The sequence below is a fragment of the Microbacterium sp. A8/3-1 genome (assembly GCF_040267695.1).
Classification (GTDB): domain Bacteria; phylum Actinomycetota; class Actinomycetes; order Actinomycetales; family Microbacteriaceae; genus Microbacterium; species Microbacterium luteolum.
On record NZ_CP158357.1, the window covers coordinates 439,464 to 458,920 of the forward strand.

Sequence of the window (19,457 nt, forward strand, 5' to 3'; positions counted from 1 at the left end):
GGTGAGCGGTCAGTCCTGGAAGGGGCGAGCCACGACGTCGCCTGAGGCGGTCTGGAAGACCTCCCAGCCGGCATCGAGCTCGGCGATCGCCCGGCCCTCCAGCCAGGTGAGGGTCCAGTGGCCCTTCGACAGGCTCAGGGGCCCAGCCGTCTTCGCCTCGACCTCGGCGATCGCCGGGCGCAGGGCGGCGGGTACCGAAGCCGGCGGCTCCGATCCCGCTGCCCAGCGCGTGCCCAGCTGCATCAGGCCTCCTCGACGGGGGCGAGCTCGATCGCGGTGACCGCGAACTCCTCGGCCTCGACGAACTCGAGCTCCGCGATGCGGCCGACGGCGCGGAGGTCGTCGGCAGCGGCGCGGAGCGCGGCGAGCTTGGCGGCGGGAGCGGCGATCACTGCGCGGGCGACCGGGGTCTTCTGCGAGGCCTTGGCCTCGGTCTTCGCCCGACGGATGCCGATCAGGGCCTCGCTCGCCACGGACAGCACGGCGGGGTCGCCCTCCGCCGAGCTCAGGGACCCGGCCACCGGCCACGCGGCCGTGTGCACGGAACCCTCCTCGAACCAGGACCAGGCCTCTTCGGTGGCGAACGACAGCACCGGCGCGAGCAGGCGCAGCAGCGTCGAGAGGGCCGACCGCAGCGATAGGGCGGCCGATGCCTGGCCCACGTCGGTCTGGTTGTACGCGCGCTCCTTCACGAGCTCGAGGTAGTCGTCGCAGAACGTCCAGAAGAACGCCTCGGTGATCTCGAGCGCCCGGGCCGCGTCGTAGCGGTCGAAGGCCTTCGTGGCCTCGGCGACCACGCCGTCGAGGGCCGCGAGCATCGACGCGTCGAGTGCGTGCGTGACCTGAGCGCCCTCGGGCACGGGGAAGGACAGCACGAACTTCGCAGCGTTGAGCACCTTGATCGCCAGGCGTCGGCCGATCTTCACCTGCGTCGGGTTCTGCGGGTCGAACGCCGCGTCCATCCCCAGTCGGCTCGATGCCGCCCAGTAGCGCACAGCATCCGATCCGTGGTTCTCCAGCACGTCGGCGGGCGTGACGACGTTGCCCTTCGACTTCGACATCTTCTTGCGGTCGGGGTCGACGATGAAGCCGGAGATCGCGGCGTTGCGCCACGGCGTCCTGCCGTCCTCGAGGGTGGAGCGGAGCATCGTCGAGAACAGCCACGTGCGGATGATGTCCTGGCCCTGCGGGCGCAGGTCGAACGGCGCCGTGAGCTGCCACAGCTCCTCGTCGCGCTGCCAGCCACCGGCGAGCTGCGGCGTGAGCGACGACGTCGCCCAGGTGTCGAGGATGTCGGCCTCGGCGTCGAATCCACCGGCCACCCCGCGCTGGTCCGCGGTGTATCCGGCGGGGACGTCGGTCGTCGGGTCGATCGGGAGGGACGCCGCGTCGGGCGTGAGCACGCGGTCGTAGTCGCGCTCGCCGTTCTCGTCGAGGCCGTACCAGAGCGGGATCGGCACGCCGAAGAAGCGCTGCCGCGACACCAGCCAGTCTCCGGTCAGGCCGCCCACCCAGTTCTCGTAGCGCACGCGCATGAACTCGGGGTGCCAGGCGAGCTCGGTGCCGTGGGCGATGAGCTGGTCGCGCAGCTCGCCGTCGCGGGCGCCGTTGCGGATGTACCACTGGCGCGTCGACACGATCTCGAGCGGACGGTCGCCCTTCTCGAAGAACTTCACGGCGTGGTTGAACGGCTTGCCGACGGCGGTCATGTCGCCGGTCTCCTGCAGCTTCTCCACGAGCGCCTTGCGCGCGCTGAACACGGTCTTGCCGCCCATGTTCTCGGCGTACCAGGCGGACGCCTCGGCCTCGCCGACGGATGCCGGCGCCTCGGGAAGGAAGCGCCCGTCCAGGCCGATCGTGGTCATGTTCGGAAGGGAGTCGCCCGTCGTGGTGCGGAGCTCGCGCCACCAGATGATGTCGGTCACGTCGCCGAAGGTGCAGACCATCGCCGCGCCCGTGCCCTTGTCGGGCTGCGCGAGGTGGTGGCCGTGGATCTCGATCTCGGCGTCGAAGAAGGGCGTCCGCACCTTGGTGCCGATGAGGTGCTTGTGGGGACCCTCCGGGTGCGTCACGATCGCGATGCAGGCGGGGAGCAGCTCGGGACGGGTCGTGTCGACGGCGATGGAGCCGGAACCGTCCGCGAAGGGGAACTCGATCGTGTGGTACGCGGCCTGCTGGTCGCGGTCCTCGAGCTCGGCCTGCGCGATGGCCGAGCGGAAGTCGACGTCCCAGAGCGTCGGGGCCAGCGCCTGGTACGCCTCGCCGCGCTCGATGTTGCGCAGGAAGGCGAGCTGGCTCTGCCGGATGGTGTCGTCCGAGATGGTGCGGTAGGTCTGGGTCCAGTCCACGCTCAGTCCGAGCTGGCGGAAGAGGGCCTCGAACTGCTTCTCGTCCTCGATGGTGAGGCGTTCGCACAGCTCGATGAAGTTGCGGCGGCTGATCGGCTGCTGATCCGCCGCGCGGCTCGACTTGTTGTCGCCGCCCTCGAACGGGGGAGTGAAGCCCGCGTCGTAGGGGAGCGACGGGTCGCAGCGCACGCCGTAGTAGTTCTGCACGCGTCGCTCGGTGGGGAGGCCGTTGTCGTCCCAGCCCATCGGGTAGAACACGGTCTTGCCGCGCATGCGCTCGTAGCGCGCCTTGACGTCGGTGTGCGTGTACGAGAACACGTGGCCGATGTGCAGGCTTCCGGATGCCGTGGGCGGCGGGGTGTCGATCGAGTAGACGCCCTCGCGTCCGGCCTCAGCCGCACGGAGGCGGTCGAACAGGTACGTTCCATGCTCCGCCCAGGCGGAGTCCCACTTCGCTTCGAGACCTTCGAGTACGGGCTTGTCGGGAATAGACATGACGGTCTCCTTGCGCGATGTATGCGGCACTGTGTGAGCGTGCCTGAGTGTGGGTTGTCCGACCAGTCTACCGAGCCGCGGATGTGCTCTCGCCGTCGGGGATCGAGCCGGTCGGAGCGTCACAGATCGACCCCGTCCAACAATTCGGCCATAGACTTGCTCCATCCCGACCCGTTCGTCCTGAGGAATCGTCATGCCCGCACATCCCGCGCGCCGTGTTCTGCCCTTCGCCGCACTTGCTGCCGCCACCGCACTCGTGCTGACCGCCTGCGCCGGGCCCTCCGGCGAGAGCGACAGCGAGCTCGTCTGGTCGATCGAGGGAGCGAATCTGTCGGCCGGGCACATGGACCCGCAGGTGAGTCAGCTCGACGTCTCCGGCATGGTGCAGCGCGCGGTGCTCGACTCGCTGGTCTTCCAGGAGGAGGACGGCTCGTTCACGCCGTGGCTGGCGAAGGAGTGGGAGGTGTCGGACGACAGCACCGAGTACACCTTCACGCTGCGTGACGACGTGACGTTCACCGACGGCGAGGCTTTCGACGCCGCCGCGGTGAAGGCGAACTTCGACCGCATCGTCGACCCGGAGACCGCGTCGGCTCAGGCCGCCAGCATGCTCGGCGCAGACTTCTACGCCGGCACCGAGGTCATCGACGACCACACGGTGAAGGTCACCTTCACCCAGCCGTACGCGCCGTTCCTCCAGGCGGCGAGCACGCCGCAGCTGGGCTTCTACTCGCCGGCCGTGCTGGCGGAGTCGGCTGATCAGCTCAAGGCGGGCGGTCCCGGCATCACGGTGGGCACCGGTCCCTTCGAGCTGACCGAGTACACGCCCGACCAGGAGATCGTCTACACGCGCAACGACGACTACGCCTGGGGCCCGCACGACGAGAAGGCTCCGAAGGTCGAGACGCTCCGCGTCGAGATCCAGCCCGAGGCCTCGGTCCGCGCCGGCGTCGTGGAGAGCGGCGAAGCCGACCTCGCCAGCAACATCCCGCCGAACCTCGCGAAGGATCTCGGTGACAGCCTCACGGTCGACTCGGTCGAGTACCCCGGTCTGCCGTACTCGCTGTACCTCAACGAGAAGTACGGCGTCTTCGCCGACGAGAAGGTGCGCCAGGCGTTCGCCCGCGGCATCGACATCGACCCGGCCGTGAAGGAGATCTTCTTCGGCCAGTTCCCGCGCGCCTGGAGCGTGCTGGGTTCGACGACCCCCGGGTACGACGCCGCGCTCGAAGGAACGTGGGAGTTCGACCAGGATGCCGCCAACGCGCTTCTGGACGAAGCCGGATGGACCGAGCGCAACGCCGACGGCATCCGCACCAAGGGCGGGCAGCCGCTCTCCGTGCGCTGGATCGCCTGGACGCCCGTGCCCGACGACCGTGCCGCTCTCGCGAACGCGATCCAGTCCGACCTCAAGGAGATCGGCTTCGACGTCGTCCGCGAGGTGCTGGAGCCGGGTGCCTACAACGAGCAGTACGGCCCGAAGACGTTCGACCTCACCGACTGGGGGTTCTCCGGCGTCGATCCCGACTTCCTGCGCAGCCACCTGCACACGGACGGCTTCCAGAACGCGTCGCAGGTGTCCGACCCCGCGGTCGACGCGCTGCTCGAGCAGGCCGTCGCGTCCAGCGACCAGGACGAGCGCAACACGCTCTACACGCAACTGCAGGAGTGGAACGCCGAGCACACGGCGATCGTGCCCCTGTACAGCCCGTCCGCGATCACCGCGGTGAGCGAGCGCGTGAAGGGACTCGACTACGACCTGTACGGCCGGCCGCTGTTCTACGATGTGAGCGTCGGCTGATCTCCATCGGTCGTTGATCGACACTTCGACCCGCATTCGCTCGCTCAGTGCGGGTCTGCGCCGGAGGAGAGGGATGAAGGCTGCGCTGCTCCGTGTCCTCGGCCTCGCGGCATCCGTCGTCATCGTCCTGTGGGGCGCCGCGACGGTCGCCTTCCTCGCGTTCCGGGTGATCCCCGGCGATCCTGTGTCGGTGATGCTCGGACCGCAGGCTCAGGTGAGTGAAGCGGTCAAGGACGGCATCCGCGCCGACCTCGGGCTCGACCGGCCACCGCTCGAGCAGTACCTGGCGTTCATCGGGCAGCTGGCACGAGGAGACCTCGGCGAGTCCTATCAGCTGCGGATGCCGGTGAGCGAGGTGATCGGCCGGCAGCTCGGGGCGACCCTGCAGCTCTCGGTGCTCGCGCTCCTGATCGCCGTCGTGCTCGCGCTCGCCGTGGCGCTGTTCGTCCGCGGGCAGGCTGGTCGTGCCGTCGCGGCGGGGATCGAGCTGGTGGTGCTGTCGTCGCCGGTGTTCTGGATCGGGCTCATCCTGCTCAGCGTCTTCGCGTTCGGACTCGGCTGGTTCCCGGTGTCGGGGGCGCGGAACCCGGCCACGATCGTCCTGCCGGCGATCACGCTGGCGCTGCCGGTCGCGGCGCTCCTCAGCCAGGTGCTCCGCGACGGGCTGGTGCAGGCGGAGCGGATGCCGTTCGCCGAGACGGTCCGCGCGCGCGGCGCCGGGCCCACCTGGTTCACGATGCGCCACGGCTTGCGGCACGGTGCAGCCAACGCCGTCACACTCGCCGCCTACCTGACCGGCTCGGTGCTGGGCGGGGCCGTGCTCGTGGAGACGGTGTTCGCTCGTCCCGGTCTCGGACGCGTCACCCTCGCCGCCATCAGCGACCGCGACCTCCCCGTCATCACCGGGATCATCCTGCTGAGCGCGGTCGTCTTCGTGGCGGTCAACCTCGTGGTCGAGCTTCTGCATCCGCTGATCGATCCGCGCGTAAGGGCCTCGCGCGCCGGCGGTGCCCGATGAGGCGCGCTCAGCGGTGGCTGCTCGGGGTCGCGATCGCGGTCCTTCTCGCGATCGCTTTCGCCGCGCTCTGGCCCGGTGTCCTCGCCACCCACGACCCGCTGCAGACCGACGTGCAGTCTGCGCTCCTGCCGCCCGGTGCTGAGCACCTCTTCGGCACTGATCAGAGCGGGCGCGACGTGTACTCGCGGGTCGTCCACGGCGCGGGCCGCTCGCTGGGCATCGGACTGCTCGCCACCGGTATCGCGCTCGTCGGCGGTCTCCTCCTCGGAGCGCTCGCCGGCGTCGCCCCGCGCGGTGTCGATGCGGCGATGATGCGGATCAACGACGTCCTGATGGCGTTCCCCGAGTTCCTGGTGGCACTCGTCGTCGTCGCGGTCCTCGGACCGGGACCCGTGAACATCGCGATCGCCGTGACGCTCGCCGCCGGCCCCGTGTACGTCCGGCTCGCGCGTGTGCAGACACGCACGCTCAGGGTCGCGGAGCATGTCGAGGCGGCGCGGATCCTCGGTGTGGCGCCGGTCCGGGCGTTCGTGCGGCACGTCGCGCCCGGAGTGCTCGGTTCGCTGAGCGTGCTCGCGACGATCGGCATCGGGTCGAGCATCCTCGCCGCGGCGGGCCTGAGCTTCCTCGGCCTGGGGCCGTCGGAGCCGACTCCCGAATGGGGACTGATGCTCGCGGGTGGTCGCAATGTGCTCGGCCAGGCGTGGTGGATCTCGGTCTTCCCCGGCATCGCGATCACGCTCACCGTCGTCTCGGCGACCGTCGTCGGCAGGATCCTGCGGGCACGGGGAGAGGGCAGGACGTCATGAGCGCCGCGCTCGAACTGGAAGGACTGCGCATCGCGTTCGACGGAACGGCGGTCGTGGACGGCGTCTCGCTGACGGTTGCGCCGGGCGAGTGCGTCGCGATCGTGGGAGAGTCCGGCGCCGGGAAGTCGCTCACCGCGCGCGCCCTCCTCGGGCTGACGCCGGCTGACGCGGAAGTCACCGTCGGCAAGCTCGTGATCGACGGGACGGATGCCGCGGCGTTCGGCGGGCGCGAATGGCGGCGGCTGCGCGGTGCGCGCATCGGCCTCGTCTCGCAGGATGCTCTGGTCTCGCTCGACCCGCTGCGCCGGATCGGCGCCGAGATCGCCGAGCCGCTGCGCCTGCACGGCATCGTCCACGGTCGTGCCGCGCTCGCCGCACGGGTGCGAGAGCTGCTGACCCGGGTGTGGATGCCGGACGGAGACCGGCGTGCCCGGCAGTACTCGCACGAGTTGTCGGGCGGATTGCGGCAGCGTGCGCTGATCGCCTCGGCCATCGCCGCGGATCCGGCCGTCCTCGTGGCGGACGAGCCCACCACGGCGCTCGACGCGACGGTGCAGGCGCGGATCCTCGGGCTGCTGCGCGAGATCGCCGACACCGGTACAGCGGTGCTTTTCATCAGCCACGACTTCGCGGCGGTCCGGCGGCTCGCCGACCGGGTGCTGGTGATGCGTCACGGCGAGGTCGTCGAGAGCGGACCGGTGGCAGAGGTCTTGGAGCGCCCGCAGCACGAGTACACGCGGCAGCTCATCGCGGCGACGATGCACGAGCCGCGCGTCTCCTCTGCGGTCGCGTCCTCGCCGGTCCTGACGGTCGTCGAGGCGTCGAAGAGCTTCGGCGATGTTCCTGCGGTGGTCGACGCCTCGTTCTCAGTGGCCGAAGGGCGAACTCTGGGGATCGTGGGGGAGTCGGGTTCCGGCAAGACGACCCTGGCGCGGATGATCGTCGGCGTCGAGCAGCCTGACGTGGGCGCTCTGCGCTGGATCGGCGACAGGAGGGTGCAGCTGGTGCACCAGAATCCCCTCGGGGCGTTCGATCCGCGGTGGACGGTCGGTCGATCACTGCGGGAGGCGCTGGAGGCGGGCGGGGTGCCGCGTGCTCAGCGAGCGGCGCGGGTCGCCGCCCTCCTCGCGGAGGTCGATCTCGATCCCGCGCTCGCCGGCCGACGTCCGGCTGCTCTGTCCGGCGGACAGCGTCAGCGGGCGGCGATCGCCCGCGCGCTCGCCGCCGATCCCGAGGTGCTCGTCCTGGACGAACCGGTCTCCGCGCTCGACCCCTCGGTGCGCGAGCGCATCCTGCGCCTGCTGGCGCGGTTGCAGCAGGAGCGAGGGCTCACGATGATCCTCGTCTCACACGATCTCGACGTGGTCGGTGCGGTCGCCGACGAGATCCTCGTGATGCAGGAGGGGCGCATCGTCGAACAGGGAGCGACCGGGGCGGTGTTCGCCGCGCCGCAGCATCCGTTCACGAGGGAGCTGCTCGACGCGAGCGGCGCCGTCAGCCCTTGATCTGGATGCCTAGGCCGACGGCGATCACCGGGGCGAGCTGCTGCACCTGGAACCCGGTGAGGGTAGTCCCGCGCAAGCTGTTGGCGTCGAGGTAGGACGCGGCATCGAGCCCACGCAGGTCGACGTCTTTCGCCCGCATGCCACGAGGATCGATCTCATCGGTCGAGGTCACGGCGAAGCGCACGCGGGTGAGCTCGGCCTGCGGGATGTCGATGGTGCGGATGCGGCAGTCGGATACCTCCACGTCGGTGGCGCGTGCGGCGCCGAGATTGAGGTAGTCGATGCGCAGGTCGCGCAGCTCGAGCTCGTCGATGCGCGCGCCGCTGAGGTCGAGTGTCCCGATCCGGCCTCCGCTGATCCGCAGCCTCCGGATTCCCGCGTCGCGCATCTTCAGCGATGCGATGCGGACGCCGTCCATCGCGACGTCGAGGATCGTGGCGCCGGTCAGGTCGACATCGTCGGCGTCAGCACGCACCGTGCACTGCTCGAGTGAGGCGTAGGCCAGATCGGCGCTCGCGGTGAGGTCGAGGCTCGCGGCGAGGAGGTCGGCGCTGCGACGAGGCTCCGCCGGATCGAGGCGGTCGGGCAGATCAGGGGGAGAGACGCGAGGGGCGACAGGGGATTCGGTCGTGCGGGCCATGGTTCGAGGGTAGGCGGTGGGGCGGACAGCAGCGTTCGGCCGGGGCCGCCCGTGCAGTTGCCGAGGACGTGTGCAATCGGCAAGGACGTTTCGCGGCAGGGAGACCTTGCGACACGCGCATCTCCTGCTGTGGCGAACGCGAGGACCGCCGAGTGAACGCCGGCCCGAAGGGGGCGTGTGATCTCCCCTGCGCGAAGAGACGACGCGCCGACTTCTCCCCACCCGGTGGTGATCCGCGGGCCGAGCGACAGGATGCCGGATGCCGGAGAGCCAGGCTGTCCGGATGACGCGCCTCGACGACCTGTTGACCTTCCTCGCGGCGCGGGGCGGGATCGCCTCCTTCACGGTCGTCGTGGAACAGGGGTTCGCGCGTCGCACGGTGGAGTCGGGCGTCGCCGGTGGTGTCATCACGCGGCCACGCCGCGGATGGATCGCGTCGAAGGATGCCGACAGGCAGCTGGTGGCCGCCGCACGGTTCGGGGTGGTGCTGACCTGCCGCACCCAGGCGAGCCGCCTCGGATTGTGGCTGCACGATCACCGTGGTCGGCCGCATTTCGCGGTTCCGCCTCACAGCGCCCGGAAGCTGCCCGTGGATGCGAAGCTCCACTGGGGACGGCCTCCTCTGCCGCGGCATCCGGACGCACTCGCCGATCCGGTGGAGAACGTCCTGGCGCACATCGCGGTGTGCGAGCCGTTCGAGCAGGCGCTCGCGACCTGGGAGTCGGCGCTCCACAGCGGGTTGGTGACGGTGGAGTCGCTGCGCGGTCTCACGTGGAAACCCGTCGCGCGGCGGATTCTGCTCCGGGCGACGCCTTTCGCGGATGCCGGGCTCGAGACCTACGTGCGCGAACGGCTCCGCTGGCTGAAGCTCCCCATCCGGGTGCAGATCTGGATCGCCGGCCACCGCGTCGACACGCTCATCGGAGATCGTCTCATCCTGCAGATCGACGGAGCACACCACACGGGATCCCAGCGGTCCGAGGACATCCGGCACGATGCGGAGCTGATGCTGATGGGGTACCGGGTCATTCGAGTCTCCTACTCCCAGGTCATGTTCGACTGGGCCTCGGTGCAGGATCTGATCATGCGCGCGGTCGCTCAGGGCCACCATCTCGCGCGATGAGGCGCGCACCTCGCGAGGTCATGTGCACTTCCCAAGGCGGCATTCGCCGCATTCGTCCTTCTGAAGCGCACATCTCCGCGCGGGGCGCTCGCGCGGCGCAGGACTCCGCGTCCGCGCGTACAATGGACGCACGAGCATCGATCCGGCATCACCGGGGAGCTCTCGGAAGAACAGCTCGACCTCGCGAGAGGACGAGCCCAGTAGAACCGAGCGGGGCAGGCCCGTCACAGCCGCAGTGAGAGTGGTTTCTGGGTCCCTGAGCTCGTCGAAGGGTCGCAGAGGCACGCGAGGTGGTACCGCGGTCCGTGAGGATCGTCCTCGCAGGAGCATCCGCCACGACGATCACTGCGAGACACGATGACCTACCCCCGTTCCTCCTTCGGACCCGCCGCCGACCAGGCTGCCTCTGTCGCGCCGAGCCCTCGCTTCCCGCAGATCGAGGAGGAGTTGCTCGACTTCTGGAAGACCGACAACACCTTCCGTGCCTCGATCGAGCAGCGCGAAGGCTCGCCGGAGTGGGTGTTCTACGACGGCCCGCCGTTCGCCAACGGTCTGCCGCACTACGGTCACCTGCTGACCGGGTACGCGAAGGACGTGTTCCCGCGCTTCCAGACCATGACCGGGCACAAGGTCGACCGTGTCTTCGGCTGGGACACCCACGGGCTTCCCGCCGAGCTCGAGGCGATGAAGCAGCTCGGCATCACCGAGAAGAGCGAGATCGAGGCCATGGGCATCGATGTCTTCAACGCGAAGGCGAAGAGCTCGGTGCTCGCCTACACGCACGAGTGGCAGGACTACGTCACCCGTCAGGCGCGCTGGGTCGACTTCGAGCGCGGTTACAAGACGCTCGACCTCGGCTACATGGAGAGCGTGCTCTGGGCCTTCAAGACTCTGTACGACAAGGGCCTCGCCTACGAGGGCTACCGGGTGCTCCCGTACTGCTGGCGCGACGAGACGCCGCTCTCCGCCCATGAGCTCCGCATGGACGACGACGTGTACCAGATGCGTCAGGACCCGTCCGTCACGGTCACGTTCCCGCTGACCGGCGCGAAGGCGGAGTCTCTCGGCCTCACCGGCGTGCGCGCCCTGGCGTGGACGACCACGCCCTGGACCCTCCCGACGAACCTCGCGCTCGCCGTGGGTCCCGACATCGACTACGTCGTGCTCCCCGCGGGCCCCGCCGGTGCGGCCGACGTGCATCAGACGCCGGGAACGACGGATGCCGCGATCGAGGCGTCCGCCCACCGCTACCTGCTCGCGCGCGATCTGCTCGGCGGCTACGCGAAGGACCTCGGCTACGAGAGCGCCGAGGAGGCGCTCGCCGCCGTCGACGCGACCGTGCGCGGCGCGGAGCTGCAGGACGTCACCTACGACCGCCTCTTCGACTACTACGCGGATGCCGAGACGTACGGCACCGAGCACGCCTGGCGCATCCTCGTCGACGACTACGTCACCACGACCGACGGCACCGGCATCGTGCACCAGGCTCCGGCCTTCGGTGAGGACGACCTCCGGGTGGCCGGGGCCGCCGGCATCCCCACGATCCTCTCGCTCGACGACGGCGGACGCTTCCTCCCGAACGTGACCGACGTCGCCGGCGAGCTCTGGATGGAGGCGAACACGCCGCTCGTCCGGATCATCCGCGACAACGGACGCCTCATCCGGCTGCAGAGCTACGAGCACTCGTACCCGCACTGCTGGCGCTGCCGGAACCCCCTGATCTACAAGGCCGTGTCGAGCTGGTTCATCCGCGTCACGGACATCAAGGACGACATGCTCGCGAACAACGAGCAGATCACCTGGGTGCCGGAGAACGTCAAGCACGGCCAGTTCGGCAAGTGGCTCGAAGGAGCGCGCGACTGGTCCATCAGCCGGAACCGCTACTGGGGTTCGCCGATCCCGATCTGGAAGAGCGACGATCCCGAGTACCCGCGCGTCGACGCCTACGGATCGCTGGAGGACCTGGAGCGCGACTTCGGCACGCTGCCGCGCAACCCCGAGGGCGAGATCGATCTGCACCGCCCCTACATCGACGACCTCACCCGCCCGAACCCGGACGACCCCACGGGCAAGTCCACGATGCGCCGCATCGAGGACGTCTTCGACGTGTGGTTCGACTCCGGATCGATGCCGTACGCGCAGGTGCACTACCCCTTCGAGAACCAGGAGTGGTTCGACTCGCACTCGCCTGCCGACTTCATCGTCGAGTACATCGGGCAGACCCGCGGCTGGTTCTACGTCATGCATGTGCTGTCCACGGCGCTCTTCGACCGTCCCGCGTTCACCGGTGTGAGCTGCCACGGCATCGTGCTGGGCAGCGACGGCTACAAGATGTCGAAGTCGCTGCGGAACTATCCCGACGTGTCCGAGGTGCTCGACCGCGACGGCTCCGACGCCATGCGCTGGTTCCTGATGTCGAGCTCGGTGCTGCGCGGCGGCAACCTCGCCGTGACGGAGGAGGGCATCCGCGCCGGTGTGCGCGAGTTCCTGCTGCCGCTGTGGAACTCCTGGTACTTCTTCGCGACGTACGCCAACGCTTCGGGCCCGGACGGGTACGAGGCCTCGTGGCGCACGGATTCCACGGATGTGCTCGACCGCTACATCCTGGCCCGCTTGGGTGACCTGGTCCGGGAAGTTCGCGCCGATCTCGAAGGACTCGACTCGACGACGGCATCCGCTCGTCTGCGCGACTTCGCCGAGACGCTGACGAACTGGTACATCCGGCGTTCGCGCGATCGTTTCTGGGTCGGTGTGACCGATGACCCGAAGAGCCGCGAAGCCTTCGACACGCTCTACACGGTCCTGGAGACGCTCACGCGTGTGGCGGCGCCGCTCGTGCCGCTGGTCAGCGAGCGCGTCTGGCAGGGCCTCACCGGCGGTCGCAGCGTGCACCTGCAGGACTGGCCGGATGCCGCCGCGTTCCCGGCCGCCGACGACATCCGCGATGCGATGGACGCCGTCCGCGAGCTGTCCAGCGTCGGCAACGCGCTCCGCAAGAAGGAGAAGCTGCGCGTGCGCCTGCCGCTCGCCCGCCTCACGGTCGTGTCGCCGCAGGCCGCGTCGCTGGGGCAGTTCGAGGACATCCTCCGCGAGGAGCTCAACGTGAAGTCGGTCGAGCTCGTCGCGCTCGCGGAGAGCACCGCCGCTGACTACGGCATCACGCACCGTCTCAGCGTGAACGCCCGTGCCGCCGGCCCCCGTCTGGGCAAGAACGTGCAGACGGTGATCAAGGCGGCGAAGGCCGGCGACTGGTCGCAGGTCGACGGCGTCGTGACGGCCGGCGGACTCGCGCTCGAGCCCGCCGAGTACGACCTCGCCCTGGAGACCACCGGACGACCGGAGGGCGAAGCACTCGCGATCGTGCCGTCGGGCGGCTTCGTGCTGCTCGACACGCAGACCACGCCGCAGCTCGAGGCCGAGGGGCTCGCCAGAGACGCGATCCGCGTCGTGCAGGAGGCGCGCAAGAATGCCGGGCTCGATGTGAGCGACCGCATCGTCCTCGCGCTCAACGCCGCGCCGGAGCATGCGGCGGCGCTCGAGGAGCACGCGCAGCTGATCGCCGCCGAGACGCTCGCGGTGGCGTTCGCGGTGCAGCCGACCGAGGAGATGGACTCGCTGGTCGATGACGTGACCAACCCGGGCGACGGGGTCTTCCGCTCCGGTGCCCGCGCTCTGGGCGCCACGAAGGCACCGATCATCGTGACGATCGACGCCACGGCGGTCGTCAGCGGAAAGGCGGCATCATGAGCGATCGGGAACGGGCCGACGCGGTCTACGAGGCGCTGCTGAGCCGCGCGGGGGAGCGCTGGGTGCAGCCGCGCAAGGAGCGCACCGCGCGGATCCTCGCGTTCCTCGACGACCCGCAACGCACCTACCGGGTCGTGCACATCACCGGCACGAACGGCAAGACCTCGACCGCCCGCATGATCGAGAGCCTTCTGCGGGCGCACGACCTGCGCACCGGACTCTTCACGAGTCCGCACCTGGAGCGCTTCACCGAGCGGATCATGATCGACGGCGAGCCGATCGACGACGGCGCCGTCGCGGATGCCTGGGACGAGATCGAGCCCTTCGTCGACATCGTCGACGCCGAGCTCGAGACCGCGGGCGACGCCCCGCTGACGTTCTTCGAGCTGCTCACGGTGCTGGCCTTCGTGGCCGCGGCGGATGCCCCCATCGACGTGCTCGTGCTCGAAGTGGGCATGGGCGGCGAATGGGACTCGACGAACACCGCCGACGGCGATGTCGCGGTCTTCGCTCCGATCGACATCGACCACGCGGACCGGCTCGGCAGCACGATCGCCGAGATCGCCCAGGTCAAGGCCGGCATCATCAAGGAGGGCGCCGCCGTGGTGTCGGCGCAGCAGCCGCCGGAAGCCGCCGAGGTGCTGCGCCGCGTCGCCGCCGAGCGTCACGCGACGATCGCGTTCGAGGGCGAGGAGTTCGGCCTCGTCGACCAGAAGCTCGCCGTCGGAGGCCAGTTGCTCTCGATCCGCGGTCTGGCGGGGGAGTACGTCGAGGAGTACCTGCCGCTGTACGGCGCGCATCAGGGCCACAATGCCGCTCTCGCCGTCGCGGCGGTCGAGTCGCTCATCGGCGGCGGCTCGCAGCGGATCGCGGGCGAGATCGTCACCGACGGCCTGCAGGGCGCCACTTCCCCCGGACGCCTGCAGCTGCTCGGCATCGCTCCGACCGTCGTGGTCGATGCCGCGCACAACCCGCATGGCGCGAAGGCGCTTGCGCAGGCGCTCGACGACAGCTTCGACTTCGACGAGTGGGGCGTCGTGCTCGGCGTGCTCTCGGACAAGGATGCCGCCGGCATCATCGCCCAGCTCGCTCCCGCGGCGGCGCACGTGTTCGCCACGGCGCCGGACTCCGACCGGGCGAGCGACGCGGACACCATCGCCGATCTGGTCGAGCAGGCGGGTCACCGCGCCACCGTGCACCACTCCCTGGCCGACGCCGCCGATGCCGCGCGCGAATGGGCGGCCTCGTCCGACCGCCGCGCGGTGGTCATCGCCGGCTCCGTCGTGCTGGCAGGCGAGGCGATCGCCCTCGCCGAGGAGGAGGACTGGAAGTCGGGGTGGCGCGCGTGAGCGCGGAGGCGACACCGGCTCGCAGGCCCCGCCCGCCCCGCACCCTCGTGCAGAAGCTCGCACCGATCGTGCTGGGGTTCGAGGCGATCGTGGTGTTCCTCGCCGGGCTCACGATCTTCGGCCTGAAGGCGCTGCCTGCCGGGATCGAGCCGTGGTGGGCGATCGTCGCCGGCGCGGTCGTCGGTCTCGCCTGCATCGCGGTCGCCGGCATGATCACGAAGCCGTGGGCGATCGCGGCCGGCTGGGTCATCCAGCTCGTCATCGCCCTGGCGGCGTTCCTCGAACCGGCCATCCTGCTCGTCGTCCTGATTTTCGGCGGCATGTGGGCGTATGCGACGATCATGGGGGCCCGCTTGGACGCACGACGTCCCGCCGAGCCCTCGACCGAGACTCAGACAGAGAGTGAATGACATGGCCACCGAAGAAACACTCGTCCTCGTCAAGCCCGACGGCGTCGCCCGCGGCCTCGCCGGAGCGATCCTGGCCCGCATCGAGGCGAAGGGCTACGCGCTCGTCGACATCCGCCTCGTGGAGCCTGATCGCGACCTCCTCGCCGCGCACTACGCCGAGCACGAGGGCAAGCCGTTCTACGAGCCGCTGCTCGAGTTCATGCTCTCCGGCCCGTCGGTCGCGATCCGTCTCGCGGGCAACCGCGTGATCGAGGGCTTCCGCTCGCTCGCCGGCACCACCGACCCGACCACGGCCGCACCCGGCACGATCCGGGGCGACTTCGGACGCGACTGGGGCCTCAAGGTGCAGCAGAACCTCGTGCACGGCTCCGACAGCCCCGAGTCGGCCGCGCGCGAACTCGGCATCTGGTTCGACTGAGCCCAGACACCGAGAAGCCCGTCCACCGTGAGGTGGACGGGCTTCTTCGTGCCTGGGCTCAGGGTCAGAACAGCAGCTTCGCCATCTCGCCGAGGAAGTCGAGGCCCTGGAGCTGGGCGAGGAGGATGATCAGCGCGTACGCGAGGATCGTGGCAAGCGGAACCCAGGGCAGGAGCTTCTCCGCACGCGCGCGCACCTTCTCGCTGCGGGTGAACGTACCGTTTCGCGTGAGGTGCAGCATCGTCGCGAAGAAGGTCGGGATCGTCACGGCCCAGGTCACCATGCACCACGGGCAGAGGACGAAGAGGTCGTAGAGGCTCTGGCCGATCAGCCAGCACACGAACCCGAAGGCGAAGGTGATCCCCGCGCCGAAGGCCGCCCAGAACCAGCGCGGGAAGCGCGCTCCGGCGAGGAGAGCGACACCGATCACGATGGGTGCCATCCAGCCGGTGAGGCCCAGCAGCGGGTTCGGGAAGCCGAAGACTTCGCCCTGCCAGGACTCCAGGTTCTTGCTGCACTGGATGAACGGGCTCACATCGCACGCCAGCGCCGCCTCGGGATTCTCCAGCAGGGCGAACTTCTCGATCGTCAACTGGAAGGCGGCGAACCACCCGACGATGCCGGCGATGATCAGCCAGACGGCATAGACCACGGGGCGGGTGCGCTGCTCGCTCATATCGGGATTATCCCAGCGACGCCTATGGATGCGGGGAGAACAGGCCGGTGAAAACAGGGGACTCGGACGCGGGATGCCGTATTCCGTGCGACTTGGTGCGATAATGGCCTGTGATGTGATGGACGGCGCCGCCGTTACGCGCATCGCCGCAGACTTCGGGGCCCCATGCCCCACGCGATCAGAGCCATGAGCCGGTCGCACACCGATTGAGTTCGCGGCACCCGCGGGTGCCGCATGAGATTTCGCGGAGCACCTGGTGCACCGCGCAGGGAGCAAGCCAGAGATGGCCGATGAGAACAATGACAACAACGTCCCTACCCTCGACACCTCGGCTGACGCCACGGAGTCGCTGACGGAGCACACGGCGCCTGACGCCGACGCCCCGATCATCGATTCCGAAGCGGTCGCCGTCGCGCTCGCGGAGGCAGAGATCGCCGCGGACGCGGGCGACGCGGGAGCATCCGCTCCGGGCGTCGACGAGACGTCGGTCGCCGACGCGACGCCGGTCACCGACGAAGCGGATGCCGTCGAGGCGCCGGAAGGCGACGCCGAGGTCATCGCCGAGGCACTGGTCGCCTCCAGCCTCGAGATCGAGTCCGACGTGACGCCCGCGGATGACGCGGCGCCGTCGGCCGAGCCGGAGTCGACCGACGAGCCCGAGCAGACGGACGAGTCCGCGACGAAGGAGCCCGAGGCTCCTGCTCCTGTCACCGCGGTGTCGCTGGGACTGCTGCCCGAGGTCTTCGTCTCCCAGGTCTCCACGCAGCTGCACTTCTACGCACCCGAGGTCATTCCGCTCCCGGCCCGCAACGAGCGGCCCGAGCGCAGCGAGCGCATCTTCGACCGCATCGCCGAGCGCGAGCAGGACGAGCCGGCATCCGCACGTCGCGGCCGTCGTCGCCGTGGCGGTTCCGACGGAGACGACCAGCGTGAGCAGCGGGACGAGCCCCGTCAGCGTCAGCGTGTCGTCGAGTACATCACCGAGCCGAAGGCCATCAAGGGCTCCACTCGCCTCGAGGCGAAGAAGCAGCGCCGTCGCGACGGGCGCGACGCCGGTCGTCGTCGCCCGGTGGTGACCGAGGCCGAGTTCCTCGCCCGGCGCGAGTCGGTCGATCGCAAGATGGTCGTCCGCGCCAAGAACGGGCGCACGCAGATCGGCGTCCTCGAGGACGGCGTCCTCGTCGAGCACTACGTCGCCCGCAACCAGGATGCGTCGCTGATCGGCAACGTGTACCTCGGCCGCGTGCAGAACGTTCTTCCCAGCATGGAAGCCGCGTTCGTCGACATCGGCCGCGGCCGCAACGCCGTGCTGTACTCCGGCGAGGTCGACTGGGACGGCGTCGAGACCGGCAACCAGCCGCGTCGCATCGAGCTCGCCCTCAAGCCGGGCGATCGCGTGCTGGTGCAGGTCACCAAGGACCCGATCGGCCACAAGGGTGCTCGCCTCACCAGCCAGATCTCGCTTCCCGGGCGCTACCTCGTGTACGTGCCGGGCGGGTCGATGAACGGCATCAGCCGCAAGCTGCCCGACAACGAGCGCGCCCGTCTCAAGCGCATCCTCAAGGAGGTGCTGCCGGAGTCCTCCGGCGTGATCGTCCGCACCGCGGCCGAGGGGGCCACCGAAGACCAGCTCACGCGCGACGTGCAGCGTCTCACCGCGCAGTGGGAGCACATCCGCAAGCAGGTCGAGAACCAGCAGGCGCCCGCCCTCCTGCACGCCGAGCCCGACCTGCTCGTCAAGATCGTCCGCGACGTCTTCAACGAGGACTTCACGAAGATGCTCATCCAGGGCGACGAGTCGCAGCAGACCATCCGCGCCTACCTCGAGAGCGTCGCCCCCGACCTGCTCGAGCGGGTCGAGGCCTACGAGGACGAGACCGACCCCTTCGACGCGTTCCGCATCACGGAGCAGATCGAGAAGGCGCTGGACCGCAAGGTCTGGCTGCCCTCCGGCGGCTCGCTCGTGATCGACCGCACCGAGGCCATGACGGTCGTCGACGTCAACACCGGCAAGTTCGTCGGCTCGGGCGGAAACCTCGAGGAGACGGTCACCAAGAACAACCTCGAGGCCGCCGAGGAGATCGTCCGCCAGCTGCGTCTGCGCGACATCGGCGGCATCATCGTCGTCGACTTCATCGACATGGTGCTCGAGTCCAACCGCGACCTCGTGCTGCGCCGCCTGATCGAGTGCCTCAGCCGCGACCGGACGAAGCACCAGGTCGCCGAGGTCACCTCGCTCGGACTCGTGCAGATGACCCGTAAGAAGCTCGGGCTCGGCCTGCTGGAGACGTTCAGCGAGGCGTGCGAGGTCTGCGCCGGCCGCGGTGTCATCGTGCACCACGACCCCGTGGTCAAGCACCGCTCCAACGGCAACGACCGCAGCAACGGGAACGGGAACGGCAACAGCCAGGGCAACCGTCGCCAGCGCGGTGGGGGCAACAGCCAGAGCCAGAGCGCTCCGCCGGCGCCGAACGTCACGCACAGCATCCCCGAGGGGGCCAAGTCCGCGCTCGCGCAGATCGCCGCGTCGACCCTCGCACCGAGCCTCGAGCCGGTCGAGATCGCCGCGGATGCCGGGTCCGCCGAGGCTGCGCAGGGCGCTGCTCCCGAGCGCGCCAAGAAGCCCAGGAAGAAGCGCGGCTCCGACCGCAAGGCGCCCAAGTCGCCAGCGGAAGCGCTGCTCGACTCGGTTCTCGACGCGCTGCCGGAGCCCAAGGCTCCCGGTCAGGGCCGAGGACGTCGTCGCGTCAGCACCGCCGCGCTCACCGGTACCCCGGTGTCGGTCAACAACGACTCGTCAGCGGCGCCGGTCACGGCCGCGGACTCGGAGTCCTGAGGCGATCAGTCGTCGCACCAGCTCTTTTCCCTCGACGTGCTCGGCACCCCCGGCGATGAGCCGGGGGACCAGGTCGGCGGGAACGTCGTAATGGTCCAGGTCGAACGCGCGTGCGGGCACGTCGTGCGCCTTCGCGAAGGCGTGCAGCTCGTCGAGATCCGCATCGCTGACCAGGTGCGCCCACAGGCGTCCGTGCGCAGGCCAGAGCGGGTCGTCGACGAGTACGGTCATCCCGCAAGCCTATGACTCGGACACGCCACCCGGCTCGCTTTGCGACACCGT

The 19,457-nt window shown here is 69.6% G+C and carries 15 protein-coding genes; 10 read left to right on the forward strand and 5 right to left on the reverse strand.

The window, feature by feature from the left end:
• Positions 1 to 9: 9 nt before the first annotated feature.
• Together ABS642_RS02210 and valS are read right to left on the reverse strand one after the other, a co-directional pair.
• Positions 10 to 243, reverse strand: coding sequence for a hypothetical protein (locus ABS642_RS02210; RefSeq protein WP_282216848.1), 234 nt, complete (start codon positions 241 to 243; stop codon positions 10 to 12).
• Positions 243 to 2,843, reverse strand: coding sequence for a valine--tRNA ligase (gene valS, locus ABS642_RS02215; protein ID WP_350352096.1), 2,601 nt, complete (start codon positions 2,841 to 2,843; stop codon positions 243 to 245). The genes ABS642_RS02210 and valS overlap by 1 nt, the downstream gene beginning before the upstream one ends.
• Positions 2,844 to 3,036: 193 nt before the next feature.
• Between valS and ABS642_RS02220 the strand changes: the two genes are divergently transcribed.
• From ABS642_RS02220 to ABS642_RS02235, 4 genes are all read left to right on the forward strand, one after another.
• Complete coding sequence (locus ABS642_RS02220) at positions 3,037 to 4,644, forward strand: ABC transporter substrate-binding protein (protein WP_350352097.1); 1,608 nt, start codon at positions 3,037 to 3,039, stop codon at positions 4,642 to 4,644.
• Between the two features lie 73 nt (positions 4,645 to 4,717).
• Complete coding sequence (locus tag ABS642_RS02225; protein WP_350352098.1) at positions 4,718 to 5,662, forward strand: ABC transporter permease; 945 nt, start codon at positions 4,718 to 4,720, stop codon at positions 5,660 to 5,662.
• Positions 5,659 to 6,471 (forward strand): ABC transporter permease, encoded by an 813-nt coding sequence (locus tag ABS642_RS02230; protein WP_350352099.1) that lies wholly within the window; start codon positions 5,659 to 5,661, stop codon positions 6,469 to 6,471. The genes ABS642_RS02225 and ABS642_RS02230 overlap by 4 nt, the downstream gene beginning before the upstream one ends.
• On the forward strand, positions 6,468 to 7,976 hold the full coding sequence (locus ABS642_RS02235) for an ABC transporter ATP-binding protein (RefSeq protein ID WP_350352100.1): 1,509 nt from the start codon (positions 6,468 to 6,470) through the stop codon (positions 7,974 to 7,976). The genes ABS642_RS02230 and ABS642_RS02235 overlap by 4 nt, the downstream gene beginning before the upstream one ends.
• Here ABS642_RS02235 and ABS642_RS02240 read toward each other — a convergent pair.
• Entirely contained in the window at positions 7,966 to 8,616 is a 651-nt protein-coding gene (locus tag ABS642_RS02240) for a pentapeptide repeat-containing protein (RefSeq protein WP_350352101.1), read from the reverse strand. The genes ABS642_RS02235 and ABS642_RS02240 overlap by 11 nt on opposite strands.
• Positions 8,617 to 8,899: 283 nt before the next feature.
• Here ABS642_RS02240 and ABS642_RS02245 point away from each other — a divergent pair, with 283 nt between their 5' ends.
• The 5 genes from ABS642_RS02245 to ndk all read left to right on the forward strand — a co-directional run bounded on the left by ABS642_RS02245 (position 8,900) and on the right by ndk (position 15,663).
• A complete protein-coding gene (locus tag ABS642_RS02245; RefSeq protein WP_350352102.1) occupies positions 8,900 to 9,739 on the forward strand; it encodes a DUF559 domain-containing protein in 840 nt (279 codons plus the stop codon).
• 357 nt (positions 9,740 to 10,096) lie between these two features.
• Positions 10,097 to 13,486, forward strand: coding sequence for an isoleucine--tRNA ligase (gene ileS, locus ABS642_RS02250; protein ID WP_350352103.1), 3,390 nt, complete (start codon positions 10,097 to 10,099; stop codon positions 13,484 to 13,486).
• Positions 13,483 to 14,835: a folylpolyglutamate synthase/dihydrofolate synthase family protein gene (locus ABS642_RS02255; RefSeq protein ID WP_282216857.1), complete on the forward strand. Its 1,353-nt coding sequence runs from the start codon at positions 13,483 to 13,485 to the stop codon at positions 14,833 to 14,835. The genes ileS and ABS642_RS02255 overlap by 4 nt, the downstream gene beginning before the upstream one ends.
• Positions 14,832 to 15,245, forward strand: coding sequence for a DUF4233 domain-containing protein (locus ABS642_RS02260; protein WP_350352104.1), 414 nt, complete (start codon positions 14,832 to 14,834; stop codon positions 15,243 to 15,245). Before ABS642_RS02255 ends, ABS642_RS02260 begins: the two co-directional genes overlap by 4 nt.
• A 1-nt stretch (position 15,246) precedes the next feature.
• Complete coding sequence (ndk, locus tag ABS642_RS02265) at positions 15,247 to 15,663, forward strand: nucleoside-diphosphate kinase (RefSeq protein ID WP_350352105.1); 417 nt, start codon at positions 15,247 to 15,249, stop codon at positions 15,661 to 15,663.
• A 64-nt stretch (positions 15,664 to 15,727) separates the two neighbouring features.
• Here the strand turns inward: ndk and ABS642_RS02270 are convergent, their stop codons facing one another.
• Entirely contained in the window at positions 15,728 to 16,339 is a 612-nt protein-coding gene (locus tag ABS642_RS02270; RefSeq protein WP_282216859.1) for a vitamin K epoxide reductase family protein, read from the reverse strand.
• Positions 16,340 to 16,622: 283 nt separating this feature from the next.
• Here ABS642_RS02270 and ABS642_RS02275 point away from each other — a divergent pair, with 283 nt between their 5' ends.
• Positions 16,623 to 19,175, forward strand: a complete 2,553-nt coding sequence (locus ABS642_RS02275; RefSeq protein ID WP_350352106.1) for an Rne/Rng family ribonuclease — start codon at positions 16,623 to 16,625, stop codon at positions 19,173 to 19,175.
• Here ABS642_RS02275 and ABS642_RS02280 read toward each other — a convergent pair.
• Complete coding sequence (locus ABS642_RS02280) at positions 19,137 to 19,406, reverse strand: DUF4031 domain-containing protein (RefSeq protein WP_282216861.1); 270 nt, start codon at positions 19,404 to 19,406, stop codon at positions 19,137 to 19,139. The two genes, ABS642_RS02275 and ABS642_RS02280, sit on opposite strands and share 39 nt — an antisense overlap.
• Positions 19,407 to 19,457: the final 51 nt, after the last annotated feature.

What these genes read in the sequence shown, in the direction of transcription:
- ABS642_RS02210 (WP_282216848.1), bottom strand. Translation starts at nt 243, where the DNA reads ATGCAGCTGGGCACGCGCTGGGCAGCGGGATCGGAGCCGCCGGCTTCG.
- valS (WP_350352096.1), bottom strand. Translation starts at nt 2,843, where the DNA reads ATGTCTATTCCCGACAAGCCCGTACTCGAAGGTCTCGAAGCGAAGTGG.
- ABS642_RS02220 (WP_350352097.1), top strand. Translation starts at nt 3,037, where the DNA reads ATGCCCGCACATCCCGCGCGCCGTGTTCTGCCCTTCGCCGCACTTGCT.
- ABS642_RS02225 (WP_350352098.1), top strand. Translation starts at nt 4,718, where the DNA reads ATGAAGGCTGCGCTGCTCCGTGTCCTCGGCCTCGCGGCATCCGTCGTC.
- ABS642_RS02230 (WP_350352099.1), top strand. Translation starts at nt 5,659, where the DNA reads ATGAGGCGCGCTCAGCGGTGGCTGCTCGGGGTCGCGATCGCGGTCCTT.
- ABS642_RS02235 (WP_350352100.1), top strand. Translation starts at nt 6,468, where the DNA reads ATGAGCGCCGCGCTCGAACTGGAAGGACTGCGCATCGCGTTCGACGGA.
- ABS642_RS02240 (WP_350352101.1), bottom strand. Translation starts at nt 8,616, where the DNA reads ATGGCCCGCACGACCGAATCCCCTGTCGCCCCTCGCGTCTCTCCCCCT.
- ABS642_RS02245 (WP_350352102.1), top strand. Translation starts at nt 8,900, where the DNA reads ATGACGCGCCTCGACGACCTGTTGACCTTCCTCGCGGCGCGGGGCGGG.
- ileS (WP_350352103.1), top strand. Translation starts at nt 10,097, where the DNA reads ATGACCTACCCCCGTTCCTCCTTCGGACCCGCCGCCGACCAGGCTGCC.
- ABS642_RS02255 (WP_282216857.1), top strand. Translation starts at nt 13,483, where the DNA reads ATGAGCGATCGGGAACGGGCCGACGCGGTCTACGAGGCGCTGCTGAGC.
- ndk (WP_350352105.1), top strand. Translation starts at nt 15,247, where the DNA reads ATGGCCACCGAAGAAACACTCGTCCTCGTCAAGCCCGACGGCGTCGCC.
- ABS642_RS02270 (WP_282216859.1), bottom strand. Translation starts at nt 16,339, where the DNA reads ATGAGCGAGCAGCGCACCCGCCCCGTGGTCTATGCCGTCTGGCTGATC.
- ABS642_RS02275 (WP_350352106.1), top strand. Translation starts at nt 16,623, where the DNA reads ATGGCCGATGAGAACAATGACAACAACGTCCCTACCCTCGACACCTCG.
- ABS642_RS02280 (WP_282216861.1), bottom strand. Translation starts at nt 19,406, where the DNA reads ATGACCGTACTCGTCGACGACCCGCTCTGGCCTGCGCACGGACGCCTG.